Annotated in this window: 30 protein-coding genes; 10 read left to right on the forward strand and 20 right to left on the reverse strand. The window is 69.2% G+C overall.

Translation table 11 applies throughout. The features are described from left to right. Positions 1 to 2: 2 nt before the first annotated feature. The 4 genes from RYH79_RS03345 to RYH79_RS03360 form a co-directional block, all read right to left on the reverse strand. Positions 3 to 194 (reverse strand): DUF8131 family protein, encoded by a 192-nt coding sequence (locus RYH79_RS03345; protein ID WP_370896219.1) that lies wholly within the window; start codon positions 192 to 194, stop codon positions 3 to 5. 127 nt (positions 195 to 321) lie between these two features. Next, positions 322 to 1,770 carry a D-aminoacyl-tRNA deacylase gene (locus RYH79_RS03350; protein WP_370896221.1) on the reverse strand — a complete coding sequence of 483 codons (1,449 nt, stop codon included), beginning with the start codon at positions 1,768 to 1,770 and terminating at the stop codon, positions 322 to 324. Further along, entirely contained in the window at positions 1,767 to 3,098 is a 1,332-nt protein-coding gene (locus RYH79_RS03355; RefSeq protein WP_370896223.1) for a sodium:calcium antiporter, read from the reverse strand. Before RYH79_RS03355 ends, RYH79_RS03350 begins: the two co-directional genes overlap by 4 nt. Before the next feature lie 45 nt (positions 3,099 to 3,143). After that, a complete protein-coding gene (locus RYH79_RS03360) occupies positions 3,144 to 4,202 on the reverse strand; it encodes a calcium/sodium antiporter (RefSeq protein ID WP_489753345.1) in 1,059 nt (352 codons plus the stop codon). A gap of 165 nt (positions 4,203 to 4,367) precedes the next feature. On the opposite strand from RYH79_RS03360, the gene aroE reads away from it, so the two are divergent. Beyond that, positions 4,368 to 5,177, forward strand: a complete 810-nt coding sequence (gene aroE / locus RYH79_RS03365) for a shikimate dehydrogenase (protein ID WP_370896225.1) — start codon at positions 4,368 to 4,370, stop codon at positions 5,175 to 5,177. Between the two features lie 68 nt (positions 5,178 to 5,245). On the opposite strand, the gene RYH79_RS03370 is transcribed toward aroE, so the two are convergent. Genes RYH79_RS03370 through eif1A form a run of 4 tightly spaced genes read right to left on the reverse strand, consistent with a single transcriptional unit; the run spans position 5,246 to position 7,843 of the window. Further along, complete coding sequence (locus RYH79_RS03370; RefSeq protein ID WP_370896227.1) at positions 5,246 to 6,313, reverse strand: enolase-like domain-containing protein; 1,068 nt, start codon at positions 6,311 to 6,313, stop codon at positions 5,246 to 5,248. A 25-nt stretch (positions 6,314 to 6,338) separates the two neighbouring features. Beyond that, positions 6,339 to 7,079 (reverse strand): DUF1405 domain-containing protein, encoded by a 741-nt coding sequence (locus RYH79_RS03375; RefSeq protein WP_370896229.1) that lies wholly within the window; start codon positions 7,077 to 7,079, stop codon positions 6,339 to 6,341. Positions 7,080 to 7,129: 50 nt separating this feature from the next. Beyond that, entirely contained in the window at positions 7,130 to 7,504 is a 375-nt protein-coding gene (locus RYH79_RS03380; RefSeq protein ID WP_489753346.1) for a WNWW family protein, read from the reverse strand. Positions 7,505 to 7,552: 48 nt separating this feature from the next. Next, positions 7,553 to 7,843: a translation initiation factor eIF-1A gene (gene eif1A, locus RYH79_RS03385; RefSeq protein WP_370896233.1), complete on the reverse strand. Its 291-nt coding sequence runs from the start codon at positions 7,841 to 7,843 to the stop codon at positions 7,553 to 7,555. A gap of 96 nt (positions 7,844 to 7,939) precedes the next feature. Here eif1A and RYH79_RS03390 point away from each other — a divergent pair, with 96 nt between their 5' ends. Continuing rightward, the gene (locus RYH79_RS03390) at positions 7,940 to 8,119 is read left to right on the forward strand and encodes a DUF7470 family protein (protein ID WP_370896235.1); all 180 of its coding nucleotides are present in this window, start codon (positions 7,940 to 7,942) and stop codon (positions 8,117 to 8,119) included. 7 nt (positions 8,120 to 8,126) lie between these two features. Here the strand turns inward: RYH79_RS03390 and RYH79_RS03395 are convergent, their stop codons facing one another. Next, on the reverse strand, positions 8,127 to 9,137 hold the full coding sequence (locus RYH79_RS03395) for a tyrosine--tRNA ligase (RefSeq protein ID WP_370896237.1): 1,011 nt from the start codon (positions 9,135 to 9,137) through the stop codon (positions 8,127 to 8,129). 54 nt (positions 9,138 to 9,191) lie between these two features. After that, positions 9,192 to 10,286 (reverse strand): LolA family protein, encoded by a 1,095-nt coding sequence (locus tag RYH79_RS03400; RefSeq protein WP_370896239.1) that lies wholly within the window; start codon positions 10,284 to 10,286, stop codon positions 9,192 to 9,194. A 110-nt stretch (positions 10,287 to 10,396) separates the two neighbouring features. Here RYH79_RS03400 and RYH79_RS03405 point away from each other — a divergent pair, with 110 nt between their 5' ends. The 4 genes from RYH79_RS03405 (at position 10,397) to RYH79_RS03420 (ending at position 13,857) form a co-directional block, all read left to right on the forward strand. Beyond that, complete coding sequence (locus RYH79_RS03405) at positions 10,397 to 10,993, forward strand: DJ-1/PfpI family protein (RefSeq protein WP_370896241.1); 597 nt, start codon at positions 10,397 to 10,399, stop codon at positions 10,991 to 10,993. Between the two features lie 318 nt (positions 10,994 to 11,311). Next, positions 11,312 to 12,298 (forward strand): universal stress protein, encoded by a 987-nt coding sequence (locus tag RYH79_RS03410; protein WP_370896243.1) that lies wholly within the window; start codon positions 11,312 to 11,314, stop codon positions 12,296 to 12,298. Between the two features lie 46 nt (positions 12,299 to 12,344). Then, positions 12,345 to 13,226 carry an NOP5/NOP56 family protein gene (locus RYH79_RS03415; protein WP_370896245.1) on the forward strand — a complete coding sequence of 294 codons (882 nt, stop codon included), beginning with the start codon at positions 12,345 to 12,347 and terminating at the stop codon, positions 13,224 to 13,226. Then, complete coding sequence (locus RYH79_RS03420) at positions 13,210 to 13,857, forward strand: fibrillarin-like rRNA/tRNA 2'-O-methyltransferase (protein ID WP_370896247.1); 648 nt, start codon at positions 13,210 to 13,212, stop codon at positions 13,855 to 13,857. The genes RYH79_RS03415 and RYH79_RS03420 overlap by 17 nt, the downstream gene beginning before the upstream one ends. On the opposite strand, the gene RYH79_RS03425 is transcribed toward RYH79_RS03420, so the two are convergent. Beyond that, positions 13,858 to 15,675, reverse strand: coding sequence for a DEAD/DEAH box helicase (locus tag RYH79_RS03425; RefSeq protein WP_370896249.1), 1,818 nt, complete (start codon positions 15,673 to 15,675; stop codon positions 13,858 to 13,860). A gap of 138 nt (positions 15,676 to 15,813) precedes the next feature. On the opposite strand from RYH79_RS03425, the gene RYH79_RS03430 reads away from it, so the two are divergent. From RYH79_RS03430 to RYH79_RS03440, 3 genes are all read left to right on the forward strand, one after another. Continuing rightward, positions 15,814 to 16,104: a hypothetical protein gene (locus RYH79_RS03430; protein ID WP_370896251.1), complete on the forward strand. Its 291-nt coding sequence runs from the start codon at positions 15,814 to 15,816 to the stop codon at positions 16,102 to 16,104. Next, a complete protein-coding gene (locus RYH79_RS03435) occupies positions 16,105 to 16,632 on the forward strand; it encodes a PIN domain-containing protein (protein WP_370896253.1) in 528 nt (175 codons plus the stop codon). Positions 16,633 to 16,699: 67 nt separating this feature from the next. Beyond that, on the forward strand, positions 16,700 to 17,431 hold the full coding sequence (locus RYH79_RS03440) for a hypothetical protein (RefSeq protein ID WP_370896255.1): 732 nt from the start codon (positions 16,700 to 16,702) through the stop codon (positions 17,429 to 17,431). Here RYH79_RS03440 and RYH79_RS03445 read toward each other — a convergent pair. The 3 genes from RYH79_RS03445 to RYH79_RS03455 all read right to left on the reverse strand — a co-directional run bounded on the left by RYH79_RS03445 (position 17,428) and on the right by RYH79_RS03455 (position 19,263). Beyond that, positions 17,428 to 18,048, reverse strand: a complete 621-nt coding sequence (locus tag RYH79_RS03445; protein ID WP_370896257.1) for a hypothetical protein — start codon at positions 18,046 to 18,048, stop codon at positions 17,428 to 17,430. The two genes, RYH79_RS03440 and RYH79_RS03445, sit on opposite strands and share 4 nt — an antisense overlap. A 78-nt stretch (positions 18,049 to 18,126) precedes the next feature. Beyond that, positions 18,127 to 18,687, reverse strand: coding sequence for a TATA-box-binding protein (locus RYH79_RS03450; protein ID WP_370896259.1), 561 nt, complete (start codon positions 18,685 to 18,687; stop codon positions 18,127 to 18,129). 171 nt (positions 18,688 to 18,858) lie between these two features. Continuing rightward, the gene (locus RYH79_RS03455; protein ID WP_370896261.1) at positions 18,859 to 19,263 is read right to left on the reverse strand and encodes a hypothetical protein; all 405 of its coding nucleotides are present in this window, start codon (positions 19,261 to 19,263) and stop codon (positions 18,859 to 18,861) included. Between the two features lie 231 nt (positions 19,264 to 19,494). Between RYH79_RS03455 and RYH79_RS03460 the strand changes: the two genes are divergently transcribed. Beyond that, the gene (locus tag RYH79_RS03460; RefSeq protein WP_370896263.1) at positions 19,495 to 20,247 is read left to right on the forward strand and encodes a hypothetical protein; all 753 of its coding nucleotides are present in this window, start codon (positions 19,495 to 19,497) and stop codon (positions 20,245 to 20,247) included. 5 nt (positions 20,248 to 20,252) lie between these two features. Here the strand turns inward: RYH79_RS03460 and RYH79_RS03465 are convergent, their stop codons facing one another. From RYH79_RS03465 to RYH79_RS03490, 6 genes are all read right to left on the reverse strand, one after another. After that, complete coding sequence (locus tag RYH79_RS03465) at positions 20,253 to 20,549, reverse strand: DUF8124 family protein (protein WP_370896265.1); 297 nt, start codon at positions 20,547 to 20,549, stop codon at positions 20,253 to 20,255. Between the two features lie 38 nt (positions 20,550 to 20,587). Continuing rightward, positions 20,588 to 21,187 carry a DUF655 domain-containing protein gene (locus RYH79_RS03470; RefSeq protein WP_370896267.1) on the reverse strand — a complete coding sequence of 200 codons (600 nt, stop codon included), beginning with the start codon at positions 21,185 to 21,187 and terminating at the stop codon, positions 20,588 to 20,590. Between the two features lie 129 nt (positions 21,188 to 21,316). Continuing rightward, a complete protein-coding gene (locus RYH79_RS03475) occupies positions 21,317 to 21,490 on the reverse strand; it encodes a hypothetical protein (protein WP_370896269.1) in 174 nt (57 codons plus the stop codon). Between the two features lie 376 nt (positions 21,491 to 21,866). Beyond that, positions 21,867 to 22,805, reverse strand: coding sequence for a branched-chain amino acid transaminase (locus RYH79_RS03480; RefSeq protein ID WP_370896271.1), 939 nt, complete (start codon positions 22,803 to 22,805; stop codon positions 21,867 to 21,869). 285 nt (positions 22,806 to 23,090) lie between these two features. Next, positions 23,091 to 23,888 carry a hypothetical protein gene (locus tag RYH79_RS03485; RefSeq protein ID WP_370896273.1) on the reverse strand — a complete coding sequence of 266 codons (798 nt, stop codon included), beginning with the start codon at positions 23,886 to 23,888 and terminating at the stop codon, positions 23,091 to 23,093. A gap of 357 nt (positions 23,889 to 24,245) precedes the next feature. Beyond that, the gene (locus RYH79_RS03490; RefSeq protein ID WP_370896275.1) at positions 24,246 to 24,623 is read right to left on the reverse strand and encodes a hypothetical protein; all 378 of its coding nucleotides are present in this window, start codon (positions 24,621 to 24,623) and stop codon (positions 24,246 to 24,248) included. Positions 24,624 to 24,845 lie beyond the last annotated feature (222 nt).

Here is a 24,845-nt window from a genome sequence, read left to right on the forward strand (position 1 = left end):
CGTCACAGCGCGTGGCCGTCCTCGTTCGTCTCCTCGCTGCCCCCGAACATGAGGTACAGCGACGCCACGACGACGGCCACGGAGACGGCCGACGAGACGGCCGTCACCGAGCTACTCAACACCGCCAGCGCGTACAGCGTCGCGGGACCGACCACGACCAGCCCCAGCGCCGCGAGTGAGCTCGTCTTCACCATAGCCGACGGTTCGTCTACACCGACTAATCCCTTCACTCCGGTTCCCGCAGTTCGGGAACGCGCCGTTCGCGTCTCGTCACAGGCTGCAACTCGTCACGAACCGCGGCCCGTCACGGGTCGCGTCCCGTCACAGGTCGCGGTCGACGGGGAACGTCTCCCGTTCCGTCGTCGACACGGCCCCCGGCGTGACGGTCTCGCCGTCGACCTCGACGGGCTGGCCGTTCGCCAGCCGACCGAACGCCGGCCCCTCCGGGACGCCACGCTCGCGGGCCGCGGCGGGGTCGAACGACGTCTTCGTCGCCGTCACCGTCCCCTCGGCGCGCTCGACCTCGTCGTACCCTTCGCGCAACACCGTCACGAGTGCGTCGACGACGGCGTCGTACGCCGTAGCGGCGGTCACGTCGTCACTCCCGTCCGGGAGGGCGGCCCGGTCGCCGACGCGGTTGCCGTTCTCTCTGGTCTCGACGGCGACGGCGTGGTCGAACACGACCTCACGGGCCGCCTCGGCGTCGACGCGGCGCGCAGCCGAGAGGAGTTCCGTCGGTAGCTCGACGACGGCGAACCCGTCCGGGTCGGTGCGTCGGGCGCCAAATCGGAGCCCGTCTGCGACCGGCCGGAGCGCAGACTCGACGGCGTCGACGAACGGGAGCGCTCGGTCGTCGACCGTCCGCACCCAGGTCTCCGAGACGACCCGGACGCCGGCGTCGGTGTCGGCGAGCGCGTCGACGGCGTCGTCGCCGCCGGCGTCCGCGAGCACCGCGACGGCGTCGCTGGCGGCGACCGCCCGTCGGAGCGTGTCGACGTTCGCCTCGGGGTCGCCGAGCTCCGACAGCTGCCACTCGGAGGCGACGTGACCGACGCCCCAGGCCGTCTCCCGGAGGACTCGCTCGAACCGCGGGGCGTAGTGGCCGCCGCCGACGCCGAGCAGGTGCCGGGGTGTCTCGCCGACCGCGGGCGACGCCGCCGACCCCGTGACGGCGTCCGTCGCCAGCGACCGGATCGCCCGCGCGACCGCCGCGGCGCCCGCGGGGTCGTCCCACGCCGCCTCGTCACTCCCGAGCTCGGCGAACAGGGACGGCACGGACACGTCCGTCGGGCCGTGGTGGGTACACTCCACGCCGACGCCGTACGCCTCGGGCGCGTAGGCGTCGAACGCGGCCACGAGGTCCCGCTGAACCCCCGGCGCCGCCGGCGCGAACGCGCGGTCGTCGCCGCCGTACTCCGCGTCGCCGAAGTTCCCGGTGAAGTGACACGTCAGGAGCCGGCCGGTGTCGCCGGAGTGACGCGACGCGAACACGAGCAGTCGTGGCGTCGCGGAGAAGGCGTCTCCGGGCGCCGCGAGCCGGAGGTGGAGGTCGGCGAACGTCCGCACCTCCAGGGGAACTACCGTGTCGACGGCGCGGTGGTAGACGCCACCCCCCTGGTCGCTCGGGCGGTCGCCGTCCTCGTGCGTCTCCCACTCGCCCAGATCTAGCAGTTGCTCGCCGACGTGCTCGGACGCCCGGTCGGCCTCGGAGACGACGACCGCGACGGGTGCCTCGCCGCTGTCGTCGCTGCCGTCGTTCTCGGCGGTCACTCCGCTCCACCCCCGTCTGCCGCGAGACTCTCGCCACGGACTGCCCGGACGGTGAGTCGGCCGAGTCGGCCGAAGTCGTCGCGTCTGACCACCACCAGCCCGAGCGTGGCGAGAGCGTAGACGACCGTGTACCCGGCCAACAGCCAGATGGAGTAGGTGGTCTCTACGCCCAGCAGGCTCGCGGTCGCCGACTCTCCGACGGTCTGTACGACGACGAACTCACCCACGACCTGGGTGACGAACAACACGAGGATCGCCAGCGCCTCGGGCACGGAGATCCGGAAGTCGACGAGCACGGCCAGCGCGAAGAGGCTCTGTGCGGCCGTCAGCCAGATCTCCGCCGACTGCTTCAGGTCGAAGGCCAACACGCCGTACTGTCCGCGCGAGACGCTGTACACGACCGCGAGCGTCCCGATCAGCAGCGTCCACTGGTTCAGCTTCGAGGAGATCAGGGCGTTGAACGCCGCGGTCGAGCGCGCCTTGTCGACGAGGTACGCCGTGACGATCAGCTCCGGCGACTCGCTGGCCAACGGCGCGAACCACTGGATCATAAAGAACTCCGGGATGCCGAGCGCGAGCCCCAGTTCCTCTAACCCGTGTGCGAACGGCTCGACGGCGGTGAAGATCAGGAACCCGGAGTAGGCGAACAGGGTCAGGACGGCCGTCACCCGGGGGCCACGCGGCAACTGTTGGAGGTAGGCGGGCACCCCCACCTGTTCGTCGTGTTCCGCCACGTCTCCCCGGAGGATCACGGCGATGTAGCCGACGTACAGTCCGACGAGCACGAGCGTGTCGACGCCGCCGATGCCGCCGCCCAACGGGACGAAGAAGGCGAAGATCGTAGCGAGGAACAAGAACAGGATCTCCGTGGCGATTCCGCGGTCCAGTTCCACGTAGCTCGTGGTCGCGCCGGCGTCGTCGCCGCCGGAGCGACGCGCCCGGAGGATGGAGAAGATAGCGATCCCGGACCACCCCAGCCCGATCAGAATGCGATTCGCGCCGGTCATGTTGGCGACGGCGAGGTTGCCGGCCTGTGGATCGCCCGCGCCGGCCTGCCAGGCGTACAGCGCGTCGACGGCGTACTCCGGCGCGACCGCCAGCACCGCCAACACCGCCAGCGCGAACGCCCGCGGCACGTCCTTCTCGGCCGTCTCTGCGCCCCACGCCAGGAGGAACGACGCGCCCAGCACCGCCAGCCCGGCCACGAGAACGACCGTCACGGGGGCGAACCCGGCCGCGCCCCCCGTGGCCCACGACCCGACCCACGGGAGGGTCGACACGACACCGAAGAGAACCGCCACGAGCGGGTGACGCAAGCCTCGACTCATCGTCCGGTGGTGAGCAGGCTCCGTCGTATGTGTTGTGCTTGGCGGCTACAGGAGGAGTGCGACGTACAGCCCGTAACAACCCAACAGGACGACACCCTCCGGACGGCCGATCCGGCCGCGAGCGACGAACAACGCGGCCGCCACCCCGGTCACACCGATCAGGAACGGGAAGTCCGTCTGGACCATCGCCGCCGGTACGGAGGAGGGGGCGATCAACACGAGCACACCCACGACGGCGAGGATGTTGTAGATGTTGGAGCCGACGACGTTGCCGACGCTGAAGTCGTCTTTCCCGCGAACCGCCGACACGACGGACGCCGCGAGCTCCGGCAGCGAGGTGCCGAGCGCCAACACGGTGAGCCCGACGAACCGGTCGCCGGCACCGATGTAGTACAGCGTCGTCCGCCCGCCCTGGATCAGCTGTCTAGCCCCGATCACGAGACACAACAGGCCGACGACCAGGAACGCCACGTCACGCAGCCGGAACGGGAGTCGGTCGGTGACGACCGCGACGCCGCCGTCGACGGCGACGGCGTCGTCGTCGTCCGACTCCTCCAGTTCGTCCATCCCCTCGATCACGTCCGACTCCGTCGGGTCGCTCGTCCTGATCAGGACGACCGTGAACACGACGAGCGCGACCCCGAACAACGCACCCTCGAGGCGGCCGAACGCGCCGTCTGCGCCCATCCCGACGAACATGACGGCCGCGAGGATCATGAACGGGAGGTGGCGCCGGACCGTCTCGTCCGACACCTCCAACGGCGTGATGAGCGCCGACACGCCGAGCACGAGCCCGATGTTGGCGATGTTGGAGCCGACGATGGCGCCGTACCCCAGCGTCTCCCCGAAGTTCAGCCCGGACAACACGGCGACGGCCAACTCCGGCGCGGTCGTGGCGAAGGCGACCACGGTGACGCCGGCGATGGCCGCCCGCATTCCGACGTCCGTCGCGAAACTGGAGGCGCCCTTGACCAACGCCTCCGCACCCACGTACAGCAGGACGAACCCAACGAGCATCTTCACTCCGGCGCCGCCGGAGAGGGCGGTCGTGATCGCGTCCCACCCCGTGTTCAGCTGTAGCCCGACCCCCGTCGCGTGAAACATACCTCCCTCTCCGGGTAGGTCGCCACATAAGCCCCCTGATCCGTCGCCGCCGTGCCCCGTCTCGTCGCCGGCTGCTACCCGCCGACGTGGCGGGGCGTGTCGGTCAGTGCCACACGGCGGCACGGTGACCGCCGCGACTTAGTGGCGCCCGCCCGCGGTGTCGGTATGGACGTGTACGCGCTGATCGGGCGCCCGGTCGAGCACTCGCTGTCGCCGCCGATGCACGAGGCGGGCTACGAGGCCACCGGGGTCGACGCCCGGTACGTCACCTTCGAGCCGTCGTCGGCGACGGACGCGGTGGCGGCCGCCGTCGACCTGGGGGTCGCCGGGCTCAACGTGACGGTGCCGTTCAAAGAGGAGGTGTTGCCGGCAGTCGAGCCGACGGAGCGGGCTCGTCGCGTCGGTGCCGTGAACACGGTGGACTTCGCCACGTCGCCGCCGACGGGTGACAACACCGACGTGGCGGGGGTGCGGCGGGCGTTCGAACACGCCGGCGTGTCGCTGTCGGACGTGCGGGCGGTCGTCGTCGGCGCCGGCGGCGCCGGGCGAGCGGCGACGGCCGCGCTCGGGGAGTCTGCCGCGAGCGTCCACGTCGCCAACCGGACGCTGTCGCGCGCCGAGGCGTTGGTCGCGGACCTGGACCCGGCGGTGCCGGCCACGCTGTCTGCCGGCCCGCTGTCGGACGTGGACGACCGAATCGCCGAGGCGGACGTGCTCGTCAACGCCACGAGCGTCGGGATGGAGGCCGACGAGACCCCCGTTCCGGCGGCTGCACTCCACGCCGACCTCGCGGTGTTGGACGCCGTCTACACCCCCCTGGAGACCCGACTGCTGCGAGACGCGGCCGCCGCCGGCGCGGAGACGGTCGACGGCGCCTGGATGCTGTTGTTCCAGGGTGTCGCCGCCTTCGAGCGGTGGACCGGCCGCGACGCCCCGGTCGACGCGATGAACGAGACGCTGCGGGCGCGACTGTAGGCGGCGCTGCGCGTCCGACTCCGGAAGACGCTGCGGGCACGACCCCAGAGGACGCTGCGGCCCCGGGGCTAGAAGTCGAGTCCGAGAGCCCCCGAAGACGGCGCCAACGGACTCGCCGGCAGCCGTTCGGGCACCGTCTCACCGTTGTAGGCTGCGGGCGCCACGTCGTTCGGCCCGGTCGGGTACAGCAGCGACGCCAGCGTCTGAACGTGGCTCCGGCCCACCCCCAACTCGAACTGTCCGCCGCCGTACAGCTCCACACCCTCCGAGTCGGCCCACGCCAGCGTCTCGAACAACGACTCCAGGCTGCCGAACCGCGAGGGCTTGACGTTGAGCCAGGCCGACTCGAACGGGGCTTCACGGAGGTCGGCGAGGCTCTCGACGGGGGCGTCCCAGGCGATCCGGTCGGCCTCGTCGGCCAGCAACGCCTCCGTCTCCGGTACGACCGCGGGGTCTTCCACGACGGCGTCCGGGAACGCCGTCAACACCCGTTCGTACAGCTCCGGGTCCGGCTCCTGGTCGACGACTGTGCCGTCGTAGTGGCCCTTGAAGTCGACCACTCGGACCCGGTCGGCCGGCAGGGCGTCGATCAACGCCGGCGTCCAGTCGCTCGTCGGATCCAGTTTCAACTCGACCCCGGGGGCGTGGTCCGTGGTGGTGTCGACCCGTTCCGTCGTCGGCGGGTCGCCCAACCGCATCGAGGCGACGAACCGGACGGGTTCCGGCGTCAGCCCCAACTGCTCGCCCAGGCTCGTGTCCGCCCGCCGCAGCGCCAGGTCCAACGCCGCGCTCTCGAAGGCCCACCGGCGGTAGTGGTGCGCGGCCGCCCGTTCGGGCTCGTGGGTCGGAAACAGGTCGATCTCGGCGAGTCGGTCGGAGAACTCGTCGACCGTCCACTCGCCGACGAGTTCGTCGAACCCGACCGCGACCGTCCCCGCGGCGGGGTCGTCGAACAACGCGTCGTGGTCGTCGGTGTCGTAACACACGTCCTCGCCGCGACCACGGTCACCAGGACCGTGGAGACTGACGGTCGTCGTCACCCGTTCGAAGCCGGAGGAGGTGTCTCTGCTCCGTCGTTCGAGGGCGACGGACTCCACGACGAACGGGAGGTCGGCGACGGCGTCGTAGTAGCTCACGGCCGGACGGAACAGCCCGAGAGAGTTAGCCCTGTGGGCGGCTCCGTGCGGTCGCCAGCGCGAGCGCGGCGCCGGTGACAGTGAGGAAGACGGCGCCGGCTGCGGCGATCTCGTGGGTCGGCGACGGGTGGGTGAACCCGAACCCCTCGGCCAGCCGGGCCTGCCCGGGGACGAGCGTGTGGTGTGGCGTCCCGACGATCGGCAGGAAGTAGTCGACGACGTCGTTCAGGACATACCACCCGACGGCGACGGCGACCGCCCGGCGCGGGAACGTCGAGACCCGGTACAACAGGAACCCCTCCACCGCCATCCCGAGGTGCGAGACGAACAGGAACAGGTACATCGGCAGCGGTGTCGTCGCCAGGAAGCCGTCTGCGAACGCCACGAGCACGAACGGCGTCCACAGCCCCAGCTTCCAACACCCGAGAAACGCCAGGGCGGTGACGTAGTCGTTCTGGCGGTCGACGAGCCACAGCCCCAAGGCGAGTGCGATGAACCCCGTCGCCACCGGGCTGTCCGGCACGAACACCCACATCGCCGGCGGCGTGCCCGCGAACTGCCAGACGATCGGCGGGTCCGAGAGCGGCAACGGGTGGAAGCCGTAGTACCAGAAGCCGAACGCCGTTCCGACGAGGTTGACCACCACGATCGGCAGCGCGAACCGGAGTCCGACCGACTCCAGCCACGCCGGCAGCGGGGCGACGTACCGGGGGACGGACGGCCGGGCGGGCGGCGACGGCAGCCACGAGGTCGACCTGTCGCTCATCGAGCGGTGTACCGCCCCGTCGGTCAAATGAGTGGTGGTCCCGGGTGTCGCTACGCGTTCAGGTCCGTCTCGTCGCCGACGGCCCGGACGCCGAACTGCTCGTAGCCGCCGTAGGCGGTCTCCAACGAGCCGATCCACCAGTTCCACCGCTCGACCACGTCGGAGCCGTCCGGCGCGTCTGCGAGGTCGTCGGCGATTCCGTCGGCGGTCACCGGCGTCCCGCGGTCGTCGGCGAGTCGGCCGGCGTCCGCCAGATCGCGGGCCTGTCTGGCCACCACGCGACGCTGCTCGTCCGTCCCCTCGAACTGCTCTAGTGCCGGGCGGATCTCTGTCGCGTCCACACCACCCATTCGGGCGCGAGCGGCTTGACTCCGTCGGGTCCGGCAGAGGTGGCCCCGGCCGTGACAGTCGCTACCAGTTGACACGGGCGAGAGGAGAGACGGCGTCTGGTGGCGCTGACGCCCGGCGACGGGCTACTGGATGTGGCCCTCGTCGCGGAGCTGGTCGGCCTCGTTCTTCTCGTAGCGGAACGTCACGTCGGCTTTCTCGTCTTGCCAGTCCCACGGCTCGACGAGCACCACGTCCCCCTCGCGGATCCAGACGCGTTTCTGCATCCGGCCGGGAATTCGAGCGGTTCGTTCCTCGCCGTCGACACAGCGAACCTGGATCCGGTTGGCGCCCAGCATGTTCGTCACCTCGGCGAACACCTCGTCGTCGTCTGGCATCCGGAGGTTCCTGCGCCCGTTTGACTCGCCGTCGCTCATCGTCGGCCGTTGGCCCGCTCCGGGCATAAAGCCGGTGGAGCCGAGCCGGCGGCGCCAGACCGCGGACGTTTTGACCGCCGGCGACGACGCTCCGGTATGCTGAAACGTCTCGGGACGCTCGGCGTGGTCGGCCTGTTGCTGGCTCTCGCCGGGCTCGGTCTCGTCGCCTACGTCGCGCCGCTCGTGGCCGCCGGCCTCGCGTTGACCCTCGCCGGCGTCGCTCTCGTGGTCAAGGGGCTCCTCGACGGACTGATGGCACAGTTCGGGTTCGCGTAGCGCCTCGTCACTCCCGCGCCCGGATCTTCTCTCGTCCGGGCGCGATCAGCTCGTCCAGGTACGACGCGAGCGCCGGCTTGGCGTCCGCGGGGTGGAGGTCACCGGACTCCAACGCCTCCGCGAGCCCCTCGTACGTCTCGTAGGTGAGGTTGCCGCCGTACTCCTCCGGGCGCTCGATCTCGACGGTCTCGAACCGCGGGAAGACGTGGTACTGGAACAGCTCCAACACGGGGTTCTCTCGTTCTTCCCCGTCGTCCGTCGGCTCCGGGTCCCGCGTCGGCGGGCAGTAGGCGTCGTTCACCTTCGACTCGATGTCTCCGGCCGAGTCCTCCATCGAGATCGTCACCCCGGACGAGGAGGACATCTTGCCGACGCCGGTCCCGAGGTCCGCCAGGATCGGCGTGTGAATACACGGCCGCGACTCGTAGCCCAAGCTCTCGATCTCCTCGCGGTGGAGGACGTGGACCTTCCGTTGGTCCAGCCCACCGACCGCCAGGTCCAGATCCAGGTACTCGATGTCCAACGCCTGCATCAACGGGTAGACGACGTGGCTCACCTTCGCGGTGTCGCCGCTCTGGATCTCCGCCATCGCGCGCTGGGCACGATTGAGCGTCGTCGACAGCTCCAGTTCGTGGAGGTCCAGCACGTACTCCTCGTCCGTCTGGAACTCCGAGCCGTAGACGAACTCCGTCTGGTCCGGATCCAACCCGTACGCGAGGAACTGCTCGCGCATCCGTTCGCCCGTCTCGCGGATCTCCTCGAAGCTGCCCTTGTCGTTGAGGTAGGCGTGGACGTCCGCCAGCAGGATCACGACCTCCATCCCGGCCGCCTGGAGGTCCAACAGCTTGTTCGCCGTCAGCATGTGCCCGAGGTGGAGCACCCCGGACGGCTCGTAGCCGACGTACGCCCGCTTCCCCTCGGGGTCGTCGGCGAGCGCGCGCAGCTCCTCGTCGGTGATGCCCTCCGTGGCCCGCCGGGTGAGCAGGTCGTAGGGGTCCGCGTCCGTGTCGGTGGTCACACCGTCACGTCTCCCGTGGAGCGATTACGTCTTTCGGAAACCGGGAGAGAACTGTCAGCCCTCGATCAGATCTGCCGCGACGGCCAGCAGCGTCTCGCGGTCCGTGTCCGCGACCACGCCGTAACGGGTGTCTCCCTCGGTCCACCAGACGGCCAGTCCGCGGTCCGTCTCGGCGACGGAGACGGTCGTGTCGGCGACGGTCGTCTCCGTGACGTTCTCGGCGGATGCGGTCTCGCCGGGCGCCCGGTCGGCGTCAGTCGTGACGACGGTCAGGTCGGCCGGCCCGGTGTACTGCTGGACCGCGACGACGCTGTCGCCGTACGCGACCGTCGACCCGCGGTCGAACGCGAACCGGTCGTCGGTCGGGGCCGGCAGCGTCAGGTCGGTCGTCTGCCTGAGCGCGTCCAGCGACTCGACGGTCTCGCCGACGGTCGGAGCGTCGTCCGTCGGCGGCTGGAACGTGCTGTCGGCGACGGAAGCGTCGAACTCCGTCCGCGTCACGTCCACGACGACCGTCCCGTTCGGCCCGGCCAGCTCCTGGCGCACCACCGTCGAGTCCTCCGTCGTGACCCAGACGGTCAGCTCACCCTCGGTGTCGTCGGCCGGGGTCACCCGGACGACGTACGCCTCGGTGCCGTCGACGGTCTCCGTGCCGATCCGTTCGACCGTCGCGTTCTCTCGGCTCCAGTCGTACAGCTTCGCGCGGTCGCTCGCGTCCCAGGAGGTGTTCTCCTCCCAGGCCGCACGGCGCTCTTCGGACTTCGCCTCCACCTCGGACTCGTCGTACACCCGAGTCAAGCCGGTCGCCTCGTCGTGGACCCAGGCGACCGTCCCGTTCGTGCCGAACACGTAGGTACCGTTGTCGCCGGTCACGGACACCCGCGACTCGTTGTCGCCGGTCGCCGCGAACGACACCTCGTACTCGCTGGTCGTCGTGTCGTTCTCGACAGTGACGACCGCCGCGCCGACGATCGACTCTGCCGACTCGTAGCGGTCTGCCGTGTCGTTCAGGATCGTGTCGCCGGTCGGGGCGTTCGGGGCCGCGATGCCGACGCCCGCCAGTCCGGCGGCCACGAGGGCCGCCAGCGCGAGCGCGATCACCGCGCCGTTCCGTGTCAGCCCACGGTCGCCGGCCTCGTCTGTTGCCATCGTCTATTGTGGGTGCCAGACGGTCAAAGGTGCTTCGCTCACCCCGTCGCCCGAGAGCGTCGTCACTGCCGGCCGGAGAGACTAAATCCAGTCCGGGAGACACGTCGGGTATGGCAGGCAAGAAGCTCCTGATGATCGTCGGCGACTTCGGGGAGGACTACGAGATCATGGTGCCGTTCCAGGCGTTCCAGGCGGTCGGCCACGAGGTCGACGCCGTCTGTCCGGAACGGGAGAGCGGCGAGGTCGTCAAGACCGCGATCCACGACTTCCGGGGCGACCAGACGTACTTGGAGGAACGCGGCCACGACTTCGAGCTGACGGCGACGTTCGAGGAGGTCGACCCGGCGGACTACGACGGGCTCGTCGTCCCGGGCGGCCGGGCGCCGGAGTACCTCCGCGGCTACGACGCGGTGTTGGAGACGGTGCGACACTTCTTCGAGACGGACAAGCCCGTCGCGGCGCTGTGTCACGGCCCGCAGATCCTGGCGGCCGCCGGCGTGTTGGACGGCTACGAGGCGACCGCCTACCCGGCACTCCAGCCGGAGGTGGAGGCGGCCGGCTGCACTTGGACGGACGAGGTGACGACCGACGGCAACCTCGTCACCGGCCAGGCGTGGCCCGACCACCCGGAGTGGATCGCACAGTTCCTCGACCTCCTCGGGACGGAGGTGGACCACGGGTCGGCCGCGGTGCCCGCGGACGACTGAGCCTCGCGACTCGGCGGCCGTCTCGCGGCGCGCGGTCGGCGACGCCGGCGCCGGCCCGAAGAACCCGAAGCCGACCTCGTCGGGGGGCTCGCCGAACACCTCCACGAACGGGGTGTGTGCGTTCGAGCCCGGCGAGGGTGTCGGTCGTCTCGCCGTCGCCGAGGAACTCGTCGCGCGCGGCGTCGAGACTCGTGTCGTTCACCCGTCGACACAGCCGACCCCGGCAGGTAACTCCACCACTCGGTCGCCACTCCGTAAGAATGTCTTGACCGCCGACACCACCCGAGGATTGACCACGCTGGTGGCACAAGCCGGGGTGTGTACGAGACGATCCTCATGCCGACCGACGGCAGTTCTCACTCGCGTCGCGCCGCCGACCACGCGTTGACGCTGGGGCGGGCGTTCGACGCCACCGTCCGGGCCGTCTCCGTGGTCGATGTCCAGGGCGCCGCGGGCGTGTTCGGGGCCGGCGGCGTCGGCTCGGAGTTCCGCGACCAGCTCACCGACGAGGCGAACGCCGCGCTCGACGCCGTCCGAGAGCGGGCCGACGACGCCGACTTGGAGACGGCGGTGTTGGACGGCGACCCCGCGACGGCGATCCTAGACGACGCCGTCGACTGTGACGCCGACCTCGTGGTGATGGGCACCCACGGTCGCACCGGGATCCACCGCTACGTCGCCGGCAGCGTCACCGAACAGGTCGTCCGTCGGGCGCCCGTCCCGGTGTTGACGGCCCACGCGTACGACGACGACGACGGTCCGGCGCCGGAGCCTGGGCGCTTCGACCGGGTGTTGTTGCCGACGGATCGGAGCCCCGCCGCCGAGGCGAGTGTCCCTCACGCGATCGCGTTCGCCGAGATCGCCGACGCCGAGGTCAACGTGCTCAACGTCGTCGACGTGTCCAACACGACCGGCGGGGCGACCGTCGCGGTGGACCCGTCCGACGAGTTCCACGAGGCTGGCGAAGCGGCGACGGAACGGATCGCCGACCGCGTCCGCGAGGCCGGGCTGTCGGCGACGACGACTGTCGTCGACGGGTTCCCGGCTCGCGACGTGTTGTCGTACGCGGACGACAACCCCGTCGATCTGATCGTCATGGGCACTCACGGCCGGACGGGCGTGAGTCGGTTCCTGCTGGGGTCGACGACGGAGCGGGCGATCAGACACGCCGACGCCCCGGTGTTGGCGGTAAACACGCGGGAGGAGGCAGAGGAGACGGCGGACGACGAGACGGTGACCGGACGAGAGCGGGGCGACGAGACGATACCCGGGGAGACGGGCGTCGCCGACCGCGACGACTCGTGAACCCGGAGCCGACAGCGCTTACTGCCGTCGCCCGCTCGCACCGAGCGTGACCGACAGAGACGATCCGGCGGCGGCAGCCTGGTTCGCCGCCGACGGGGAGACGGAACGCGCCGCCGCCGTGCGCGAGGGGACGGCGGCGGCGCCGGCAGACTGGCCGGCGTTGGCCGTCGAGACGGGCGTCGCCGACGACGAGGCCGACTACGAGACGGCGCTGCGGGCGGCGACGCTGTCGGCGGCCCGCGACACCGTCCGGGAGCGGGAGCGAGCGGACGACCGACAGCTGATCCACGCGGTCCGGGCGGCCGACGACGCCCGCCGGACGGCCAACGAACTCGCCGAGCGGGTCGCGGAGTGGGGCGGCAGTCTGTTCGAGTTGGACGACACAGACGACACCCGAGCAGAGGACGCAGACGCCGGTGTCGCCTACGCCCGCGAACTGGCGGCCCGCGAGCCAGACGGCCCAGCGGAGACCCGGGCCGTCTCGCTGGCCCAGCGGGTCGTCGACCTCCACGAGGAGGCCGAGCGGCTGGAGGCGTCCGTCGCCGACAACGCGCCGGCGGTGGCGCCGAACCTCGCCGCGCTTGCGGGGCCGACGCTCGCGGCGCGACTGCTCTCGCTGTCGGGCGGGCTGGAGTCGTTGGCGAAGAAGCCCTCCGGGACACTCCAGGTGTTGGGCGCCGAAGACGCCCTGTTCGCGCACCTCCGGGGTGACGCCCCGTCGCCGAAACACGGCGTGATCTACACGCACGACTACGTCCGCAACACCCACCCCGCAGAGCGCGGGTCGGCCGCCCGGGCGCTCGCCGGCAAGCTCACGATCGCCGCCCGGATCGACCACTACAGCGGGGACAGACGGCCGGAACTGGAGGCAGAGCTGGACGAACGGATCGAGACGATCCGCGCCCGCCGGGGTGGTGACGGTGACTGACGACGACCTCCCGGCGGGGGTGCGTCGTCGGCCGTTCGACGGCACGGAGTCGTTGGCGACCCGCGGCGAGCCGGTCTACGGCGAGCCGACGGACGGCGACTGGCGGGCGTGGGACCCCCACCGGTCGAAGCTGGCGGCGACGTTCGAGGCCGGCCTGGACACGGGCCTCGCGGGCGACGACACCGTGCTGTATCTGGGGGCCGCCAACGGGACGACCGTGAGCCACGTCGCCGACTTCGCCGGCCGGACGTACGCGGTGGAGTTCGCCGCCCGGCCGGTCCGGGACCTGTTGACGGTGTGTGAGAGCCGCCCGCGACTGTTCCCGCTCGTGAAAGACGCCCGCGAGCCGGCGACGTACGCACACGTCGTCGAGAGCGGCGTGGACGCCGTGATCCAGGACGTGGCGACCCGCGACCAGGCGGCCGTCGCCGCCCGGAACGCGCAGTTCCTCGCCGACGACGGCCGGCTCGTGCTCGCGGTGAAGGCCCGCAGCGAGGACGTGGCCCGCGAGCCGGCGGCGGTGTTCGAGGAGGTGCGAGCGGAGCTGCGGGAGACGTACGAGATCCTGGCGGAGACCCGTCTGGAGCCGTACCACGACGACCACCTCGCCGTCGTCGCCCGGCCGAAGTAACTACTCGACGGTGCGTTCTCGTACCCGAATCCCCTTCTCGGAGAGGTGTTGCATCCGGCGGCGGGCGAACTCCTCTTCGGTCGTCCCGCGGGTCGCCAGAACGTACACGAGCGCCGACCCGGACGGGCGCATCGTCCGACCGGCCCGTTGTGTGCCCTGCCGGCGGCTCCCGCCCAACCCGGACGCGACGATCGCCAGCTCCGCGTTCGGGAGATCCAACCCCTCGTCCGCGATCCGGGAGACGATCAGCGCCTCCAACTCCCCCTGCCGGAACTGCTCGAACAGCCGTTCCCGCTCGCGGTGGCGGGTCTCCCCGGAGACGAACGGGACGCCGAGCGAGGCCTCCAGGTCTCGACCCTGATCCAGGTAGTCGACGAACACGAGCGTGCGGGCGTCCGGGTGGGCCTCGCGCAGCCGGCGGACGGCGCCCACCTTCGCGGGGTTGGTCGCGGCGATCTGGCGCTGCTCGCGGCGGTCTGCGGCCGCGAACTCCGTCTCGGCCGTCTCGTCCCAGGGGACGTACCGGATCTCCACCTCCGGCTCCACGACGTGGCCGGCGTCGAACAACGCCCCCCAGTCCGTCCCCAGGGGCGGACCGATCAGGGTGAAGATCTCCTCCTCGCGGTCGTCCTCGCGGACGGCGGAGGCGGTCGTGCCGAGCCGGTGGCGGCTCTGGAGGTCCGCCGTCCGGCGGAACACGTCCGACGGCAGCCGGTGACACTCGTCGAAGATCAACAGTCCCCACTCTCGAGAGTCGAACAACGAGCGGTGACGGTCCATCCCGGCGGTCTGGTAGGTGGTGATCGTCACCGGCCGCTCCTCCTTGCGCCCGCCGTGGTACTCCCCGACCTGATCGTCGTCTAAGTCGGTGTGTGCCAGCAGTTCGTCGTGCCACTGCCCGGCGAGCTCCCGCGAGGGAACCAGGATCAGCGTCTCGCCGCCCACCTCGCTCAACACTCCGATGGCGGCGATGGTCTTCCCGGAGCCCGGCGGCGCCGTGAGTACGCCCGACTGGCGTTCGAGGAACCGGTCGACCCACTCCCGTTGGTAGTCGCGCAGTTCCGTCTCCAGTTCGACCGTCAGCGGCTCTCCGGACTCCAGATTACGGTCGTCGCGGACGGGGTAGCCGGCGTCGTACAGCGTGCGCTTGATCGCGCCGACGGCCGCCTCGTTCACCCACGACTCCGTGTCGGAGATGGCCGCCCGGAGGTGGTCGTCGGCCAGCTTCTGGCGGGCGACGTTGCCCATCAGCTCCTCGCGGTCGGCCCGGAGCACGACGTAGCCGTCCTCGTGGGTGTCGAGGACGAACTGGTTGGCGCGCTTCCACTGCTCGCCGATCCACGACTCCAGGTCCGGCACCTGGCGCGGCAGGACGGACCGTACCCGGTCCAGCAGGGCGTCGAGTTCGTCGAACGGCGCCGCCCAGACGTCCTCCGGGCGGATCTCGTAGAGGTAGCCCCGCGTCCCCGGCTCCGTCCGCGTGGAGTCGACGAGGTGGGCGAACTGCGCCAGCGACGCTCGAGTGTACTGTGTGGGCCTGTCGGCGACGATCTCCCGCCGGTCCGGGAACACGACGAGCCGCTCGCGGTCGGCGAGGTCGCCCCACGACTGGGGGTAGTAGACGACGGGGTCGGCGTCCGTCTCCACCCGCGCCACGTCGCCGTCGGCCGCGAGTTCGTCCAGCGCCTCGGTAGCCGTGGCCTGCGAGCGCCCCGTCTCTCTGGCCACGGTCGTCGCCGTCACGACCGGGCTGCCGGCCGCCTCCACCGTGTCGTACAGTTCGTCGAGAGAGAGATCCGTCGCGTCGTCGTCGGTCATCGTGTGTCGTTGGCGGTCGGGGTGTAAATGGGGTGTGTTCGGCTTGCACCGGGTTCGCGTCCCCTGTGCCGACAGCGACAGTCGCCGTCGCCGACGGCAGCCGAAGCGTTTGTATACGTCGTCTACACAGTATACAACATGGGAACCGTCTCTGCGCGTCTCCCCGAGGAGATCGAGTCCGAACTGGAGACGTACCTCGACGCAGAACAGCTCGATCAGAGCACGGCCGTCCGCCGGCTCCTCGCGGACGGGCTGGAGCAGTGGCGGAGACAGCGGGCGCTCGAACAGTTAGATGCGGGTGAGGTGAGCTTCACCCGTGCAGCGGAGTTGGCCGACGTGTCGCCGTGGGAGTTCGCTCGCCTCGCGGAGAAACACGACGTGACCTGGGTGAGCGGCGACGGCCTCGACGCCGATCTCGACGCGTTGTGAATGTACGTTCTCGACGCGACACCGTTGATCTATCTCGGGAAGACACAGCGAGTCGGCGTTCTCGACAGCGTCCCGGAACGGTGTGTCGTTCCCGAGTCGGTGTACGAGGAGGTCGTGGTCGTCGGCCGCGAGGCGGGCCACCCGGACGCGCGGCGCGTCGAACGGGCTGTCGAGGACGGAACACTACCGACGGTCCCGACCCCCGAGACGGAGACCCGCGAACGGCTCCGTGAGAACCGACGGTTGAGCGACCCCGACGCGGCGGTGCTGGCAGTCGCCGCCGACGCGGACGCGACCGCGGTGATGGACGAACAGTACGGCCGCGACGCCGCCAGCGCCGAGGGAGTCCCGACACGAGGAACGGCGTATCTGGTCTTATCGGCGCTGAAACACGGCGAACTCGACGGGGAGACGGCACGCGAGACGGTCGACGAGATGGTCGACGCCGGGTGGTACTGTGCGCCCGACCTGTACGCGCGCCTCTGCCGGAAAATCGAGCGGCTGGCGGGCGAGTCGGGCAGCGAGTAACGGCTCGACTCGAATCCCCGACACCCCCGGCGGAACCCACAAGCCCGCGGCGCTCGTACCCGACGGCATGACAGACGCACTCCTGGCGGCGGGCGTGGAACAGTGTCGCCGCCGCGGCTACGAGGTCTCTCGCCCCGAGGACGGCGGGGAGCCTCCTGGGGTCGCGGTGCCGGGGACGGAGGCGGACCCGCCGTTCGGCCCCTCGCGGGCGCTCGGGCTGGAGCCGCTGGCGGAGGCGGACCCGACGACCGTCCTCTCGCGGCTGTGGACCAACCAGGAACACGACCGTGGCACCGTGTTCCTCGTCCCGGACGACCGGGTGGCGGCCGAGGTGGAGTCGATCCTGTCGGCGCCGGTCGGTGTCAGAGCCGACGACAACGGTCGGCTGTTCTACACCGGCCCGGACCGGGTGCCGTTGGCGGAGGGCGGCTACGCGGCCGTCCCGACCGGGACGGCGGTGGAGTGGCGCGAGACGGCGGCGTCGCTCCCGCCGGAGCTGACGGAGGAGGACTCGACGGACGGGCGGCTGGAACTGCGTGCCGACGGCGAGCCGTTGGCAGTGCTGTCGAGTGTCGACGCGCTGAACTGTCCGCCCCGCGAGCGGTTCCCGTACGCCTACGAGCGGGACGCGGACAAACGGATCAGGGTGCGGGACTACGCCGGGCGGCCGGTGGAGACGTTCTCCGGGGTGTCGGCGATGCGAACCGGCGGGTTCCGACCGGTCCCCGCGCCGCTCGTCCCCGAACACATGCTGAACGGCGACCCCACGGGGTGGTGGGGGGTCGTCGTCGCCGACTAACGGCGACAGCTCTTCTCGACGAGCGCACGCTTGGACCGGAAGCGGCCGCCACAGTCGTGACACTCCACGAAGCCGTCGCCGGACGCGGTGCTGACGCGGTGGTCGCCGAGTTCGAACGGTCGCGCGACCGTCCGGGGCCTGATCTCGCCGGGACACTGACGGTCGCTCTCGGACGCGAGCGCCGACCGGAGCGTGATGGTCTCGACGTCCAGCCGCGACCAACGGTCGCGTGCGAGTGCGGTCTCACGGTCGGCCACCTCCGTCCAGCCGGTGACGAGGACCGGCGAGTCCGTCCCGGTGTCGCTGACCACGGTGACGAGTCTGACGCCGTCGATCACGGCCGCGAACCGCCAGCCGTCGGCGGAGTTGAATCGGAGTTGGCCCTCTCGAATCGTGTGTGCGACGAGCGGGAGCGAGAGGTACCGACCGGTCTGGCGCAGACGACGTCGGAAGTGGTCCGTCTGCGCGTACCGTGACGGCTCCCGGGGCGGCACCGACGCCGCCTGTCGGCGGTCGGTGGCCGCGGCGGGGTCGGCGGGGGCGTTCGTGAGCGACACGCCGTGTGAGTCGGTGGCCGACACGCCGTCGGTGTCGGGGCCGCCCTGTCGGGATGCCACTACGACACGCTTGGGCGGTCCGATACAAGTGATTTGTGCCCGTGGCGAGGTATGACACACCTCACTGGGGAGCGACCGTCAGTTCAGCAGGCCCAGCGACTCGATCCGGTCGACGATCTCGCCGACCGCCTCCTCGGCGTCGTCCGTCCGCTTGCCGCCGGTGATGACGATCTTCCCGGAGCCGAACAGGAGGATCACCACGTCCGGCTCGTCCATCCGGTACACCAGCCCGGGGAACTGCTCGGGCTCGTACTCCACGTCCTCCAGCCCCAGGCCGATGGCCAGCGCGTTCAGGTTGAGCTGGTGGCCCAGGTCGGCCGACGAGACGATGTTCTGGACCGTGATGTCCGGGTCGTCGTCGACGGGGATCGAGAGGCCGCGCAGCTTCTCGAAGATGATCCCCAGCGCGTCGTGGACGTCGTCGATGCTCTTGGCGCCAGTACAGACGATCTTCCCCGACCGGAAGATCAGTGCCGCGGCCTTCGGGTCCTGGGTGCGGTAGACGAGACCGGGGAAGTTGTCCGGGTTGAAGTCCGCCCCCGGGAGGTCCTCCGCCAGCGCCTCGAGGTCGAGCTCCTGCCCGATTCCCGTCGATGCGACCACGTTCTGAATCTCGATGGAGTCTGCCGGGTCCGTCATTCGTTCTTCCTCGTCCACGTTTATAAACCGACGGTTTATAAAGACGGGGGCTCCGGGGCGAGACCGAGCGCCGATTCGGCGCCGACGGAGGGACTTTCCGGCGCGAACCGGGCGAGCCGTGGGTTTATGAGGGTCGCGGCCGTTTCGCTCGACGACTCTGTCTTTATTTCCTCACGTTCTGTCACTGGTACTGTCCTCGTCGCCGCAGTGGCTCGGGAGTCGGCGGGCGACGCGCGCGACTGTCTCCGGCGGCGTGTCGGCGACGGCCGCGACGCGGGTCAGCGGCGCGTCGAACCGGCGACAGGCGACTGCGGCGCCGACCACGACCGGCGCCGCCTCGGCCACCGGGTCACCCGGGGTCGCCGGCGACGGCGGCGTCGGCGGCGGTTCGCGTGCGGCGGCGACCGACACGAGCGCGACCGTCAGGTCGTCGACTGCACCCGGGCTGGCGGCACACGCCGTCCGTTCCAACAGCCCGGTCAGTCGGAGCCCGACCGCGTCGCCGTCTGCGGTGAGTGCGCGGTCGACCGCGGCCGACTGGACCGTCGTGAGCGGAGTCTCTCGGTCCGTCGTCACTACACTCGAGTGGGGGCTGGAGCGTAAAAACCGCCTCGATAGCGTTGCTCACCGGACTTCTCTACGGATTCGCACGATTGTCTGACGGGATGAGACGTTCCGGCAATTTTATAATGGTAGAATACGTTGTAAAACCACATGGCACTGGAGGGGAACGGACGGGGGGAAACCGTTCTTCACGCCGACGTCGACTCGCTGGCTCACGCGACGGGCACAGCGGAAGGGCGTCACGTGGGGATACTCTCCGACTACTCCGTCCAAGAGTGGCAGCGTCGTATCGACAGCACACCGTCACCCGCCGACGACCGGCACTTCCTCAAGCTCGGCGGGAAGCTCCGGAGTGCGACCGCGACCGCGGGCGGCATCCAGACTCGCCCGATGGGTCCGAACCTGGACGTCACCGTCGTCGAAGAGGCGACGACGGACGACCTCGAGGACGCACTCGACACGGCACTCGGCGACGCCGACGGGGGCGTCCTCGCGGTCGAGGACCCGTCGTTCCTGTTCACGCAGGAGACGGACGCCGGCGAACGGCTCGACGAGTTCATCGAGCTGGCGACGGAACGGTGTGACACGGTCCACGCCAGAGTACCCAACGAGCCACGGGCGATCACGACGCTGGCCCGCCGGTTCGAGTTCGCGGACGACCGCTGTCGTCGGTGGATCGCGGAGACCGGCGTCACCCAACTCCGCGAGGACGACCCGACGAACTTCGGCTACCTCCGCAGCAACTGGCGGGAGGCCCGCCGCGGACTGGAGACCGTCGACATGGCGTACCCACAGTCCAAACAGATCCACGAGGCCATTCCCGACCCCGAGACGACCCCCCGGACGCTGGGAGCCGCGCTCCAGGCGTTCGTCGAACTGGGCGCGCTCGGCGTCTGGGGCGACACGGTCGCGGCGAACCGCTACGACATGACCGGCTACGACCCGGAGATGATCTCGGCCATCGGCCGCGCGGTCGAACAGCTCCACGACGAGTAGCCCGGTTACTCCGTCTTCGGCCGCGACAGTGACTCCGCAGTCACCTCACCGTCCGGCCGCATCGTCACCGTCCCCAGTCCGACAGTGTCGCCCGTCTCCGCGAGGGACGCGACCGCCGCCAGCGTCGCTTCCCGGTCCAACTGCTCCCAGGTGTACGACTCGATCTGTCGTTGGAACGTCTCCGGGTCCGTCCACCCGGCGTCGATCTCCGAGGGGACGTGGACGACGAGCCGGAACTCTGCGTCCGTCACCCGGATGCCGACGCCGAACGTGTCGCCGTCGGCCGCCGTGTCGTCTGTCACGCAGTGTAGTTTCCCCCCCGCAGAGAAAGGCCCGTCGCTCACTCCTCTGCGTCGACGAACGTCTGGTACTTCAGGTCGTCCTCGCGGATCTCCTCGACGATCCGGTCGGTCAGGAGCTCGCAGGGGTTGTGGAGCCCGGACACCCGTTCTTCGATGTCGTCGAACGACTCGAACGGCCCGCGCTTTCGCTCGTCCAACACGTTGTTGCGGAGCTTCTTCCCGATCCCGGGCAGGAGATTGAGCTGGTGGAGCCGCAGCGTGATCGGCTGTGCGTCGTTGTAGAAGTCGACGAACCGGCGTTCGTCCCGTTCGACGATCTCCTCGACGGCGTACTCCAGCTCCTGACGAGCGCCGCGAGTGAGGTCGTCGAACTCGATGGTCCGCGACCGGGCGACCGCGGTCTGTTCTTCGGCCGGCTCCACGACGAGTCGGTCGCCGATGCCGACGCGGTCGTCCGTGTCCAGCGTGAGTTCGTACAGCCGGAAGTCGGCCTCTCCCAGCGCGTGTGCCAGCGGCGACTTCTGGTACTGCGGCCGGTCGTCGTCCGGGTGGCCGTGTGCGAGGTAGTCCAGGACGACCGTGTGACTCGCAGTCTCTCCGTCGGGCGGCTCACTGTCGCCGGTCGACTCGTCTGTCATACGGTGGCGTTGTGTGCCCGGCCTCTTAAACGCCGACCTCGGCTCCCGGCGGTGACGCCGCTCGCGTTGAGGTCGGAAGACGGCAGAGTCAGGGGTGTTACAACCGCGCGAACGTCGTCAGCGAGGGCGTTACAGCCGTGCGAACGCCGTCGCGAGGGCGAAGCCGGCGACGACGCCGACCGCGGCGGCGGGGTACGCGATCGCCAACAAGACGGCGACCGGGAGGGCTGCCGCGACTGCGGTGGCGGTCAGTGTCGGCTCGGTGTGGTGCGGCTCGTGTGTCGGGGTTAGTGACTGGTACATCGTGTGGTGTGTGGGGGACAGTCGGAACGCGGTACAGGAGTCGACGGACAGACAGGAGGGCGAACGCAGTCGAACGGTTACGGCGCCGTGACGACGCGGCCGTCGATCCACGTCGTGGCGACGCCGGGCCGAGTCGGCCCGTCGCAGTCGCCGCGCGAACACAGAACTTCGGTGTTGCAGATCATGTCGTCACCTCCACTCTCTCGTAGGGGCGCCGACTACTTCAGTCTCTCGCGCACACGGTACCAACCCACACGGGACCGAGACACACTCTACCGAGAGAGAGGCTCACACGGAAGACTGGGCGACGCCGGTACAAAACCAGTGTGGAACGATACAGAAAACTAATCCGACCCTCTCGGTGTCGTCGCGGCCGTCACTCCACGTAGGTGAACCACTCCTCGTGGTCGTCCGTCTCCCGGTCCACGAGCTCGAAGAACGCCGTCTGGAGCTCCTCCGTCACCGGGCCGCGGCCGCCGTTCCCGATCTCGACGTTGTCCACCTGGCGGATCGGCGTCACCTCGGCCGCGGAGCCGGTGAAGAACAGCTCGTCGGCGGTGTGGAGCTCACCCCGCGAGATCGACACGTCGTCGTGGACCTCGTAGCCGCGCTCCTCGGCGAGCGTGATCAGGGTGTCGCGCGTGATCCCGCCCAGGATCGACTCCGACAGCCCGGGGGTGTACAGCTCCCCGTCGCGGACGAGGAAGATGTTCTCGCCGGGGCCCTCGGCGACGTTCCCCTCCTTGTTGAGGACGATCGCCTCCGTGTAGCCGTTGCGACGGGCCTCCTCGCCCGCGAGCATGGAGTTGACGTACAGCCCGGTGGTCTTCGCGTTCGTCGGGATCTGGCTGGAGGCGTGCTTCCGCCACGAGGAGACCATCACCTCGACCCCGTTCTCCAACGCCTCCTCGCCCAGGTACGCGCCCCACGGCCACGCGCCGATCACCACGTCCGTCGGGCAGTCACCCGGAGACACGCCCAGCGAATCGTAGCCGTAGTAGGCGATGGGCCGGACGTAGGCGCTGTCGAGATCGTTCCGGCGGATCACCTCCATCGCCGCCTCCGTCAGCTCCGCCGGCTCGTGTTCGATCTCTAAGTCGTACGGCTTCGCGGACTCGTACAGCCGTTCTAAGTGCTCTTCCCACCGGAACACCGCCGTCCCCTTCTCCGTGTCGTACGCCCGGACCCCCTCGAACACGCCGGACCCGTAATGGAGCGCGTGGGTCATGACGTGGGTAGTCGCGTTCTCCCACTCGACGAACTCGCCGTTCATCCAGACGACGCCGTCCTCCTCCATCTCCTCGAAGGCACTCATACTCTCTGGTGACACCCCGACGGGTATAAATTGCCACGGATTGCGGTCTCTCCGGGGAAATCTGTCACTCAGATCCGAGTTGTCGAGCGTGGACGTGACAGCGGGAAGCTCACCACGCTGGGCGTCGACGGAAGCCGACCCGATGCTCGCCTGTTCTATCGGCATCGACGGCCGGGTTCACGTCGTTCCCGCAGTTGCCGTCGGCCGGTGCCGATCCTCTCCGCGAGACGGCCGACGGCAACGACTGCGTCGGACTCTGGGCGTACGAGCTACTGACCAGCTACTCTAGCTGAGACGGTTCGGGTGTGTGGGGGCCGGCAGGACAGTCTGTAGCTCACCCTTGCTCTGGTGATAGCCGCCGCCGATCTGCGCCCCGTACAGGGTCTGTGTGTAGCCGAAAGCAGACTTGTCGAACTCGATTGCTCCGAACGTGAGGGTGTACGTGTTCGTCACGTACGCTGCGAGACCCCCGACGAGGGCGATTGCCCCGGAGATGAGTGCCGTCAGACCGCCACTGAGCGCAGACGACCCGACGAGCGCGATGAGTGCCGTGCTGATAGCTCCCCACCCGATGTCACCGACTTTGTTGGGGAACTCGGCAGTGATCCCGACCCACTTGTGTGTGTAGTCGTACGCATTACAGCTGCCGTTGGTGTCCGTGTACACGTCCGAGCGCTCGATGATGTCCTTCGCCTGGACCGTGACACCGTTCGCAGACACCTGCACACCGTCGTCGGTAGCCGTCGTCTCTACGGCCTCGTTGGCCGTCACTCTGTCTTCATCAGCGAGTGATGCCATTGCCTGGAACTTCTCCTTACTGACCTCACTCACACTGGCTGTGTCTGCTCTGTTGTCGACGACGGCGACGAACCGCTTGCGTTCCCGCTTCTCCTTGTTGGTGACGTCGACGACGTGGACATCCTTGCTCCCGCTGTCGGCGATGATCGCCTTCTTGTGGATGTCCAGAACCTTTTCCGCCGACCGGTCGCTGTCGCTGCTGGCTGCGGCGACACCTGGGAGACCGGCCATTCCGATGCCTGCACCACATCCGCGAAGGAGTTGCCTCCGGTTCAGATCTGTCATGGGTTTGTACCCGACACATGGTTTCTCCCGAGACAAAATAAACCAACCGATTTTAGCTTGGTGTAACTCACACAGATAAATTTCCTGTGGCAGAAAGTGCTATCTACTAGATAGACAGAGAACGACTACTCGCAACGAAGTGTTAAGTATAATATAGTCAAAAGAAAGACTTTGAGCCGCCGTCCGAACCGGATTCGCTAATATCGTCTATCTGTTTCCTGGACCTTCGTGCTCGGGGCGTCGTCGCAGGACGCAGTTGTTGACGTTCCACCTGTAGTAGACCCCCCCAGCGTCTCGGATCGGCGAGGCAACTGTACGTGCACGGACACGGCCTACCCACCGACAGTGCAGTGCCCCTCACTCGGCCAACGAGAGCGTAAAGGCAGCACCGACCGCGCTTCCGAGGCCGATTCCGACAGCAACTCCGAGGATAATCTCCGGCGCAACCACTCCGTAGACGAACAGAAACGTGACTGCGATAGCCCCAATCGTGACGAGCCACTGCCCACGCTCGAACACGGCCTGTAACGGGCCAACCCGCTCGGCGACAGCAGTTACGGTTGCGAACCCACCTCCGAGGACGACGCCGACGGGTGACGCCGACCACACGGTGAGATCACTCGCCACCACTGCCACGCCCGCAGCAGTGACGGTGACGACACCGACGAGTAGCCGCAACAACACGCCTTCGAACCTTTCTCTTCGACTGATAGCACTCATCTTGTCGAGGTCCACCCCAGCGACGTGGTGTGTTTACGGGCGAGGTTGCGTGTGTATTCAATTGTCTGTAGATTAGTCGAGCGCATTTGTCACCAGCACGTACCCCCGGGAGAGGTATATGTTTGTCTCTTACGCTCCCACATAAGGCAAACCAGAGGCAGTCCTGACGCTTCAGAGTCGCGTGTCCGGTGGCCCAGGTGTGAACAGGCGACCTACTGCACCCCGGTCGACGACATA

The sequence above is a fragment of the Halobaculum sp. MBLA0143 genome (assembly GCF_041361465.1).
In the GTDB taxonomy this organism is placed as follows: Archaea; Halobacteriota; Halobacteria; order Halobacteriales; family Haloferacaceae; genus JAHENP01.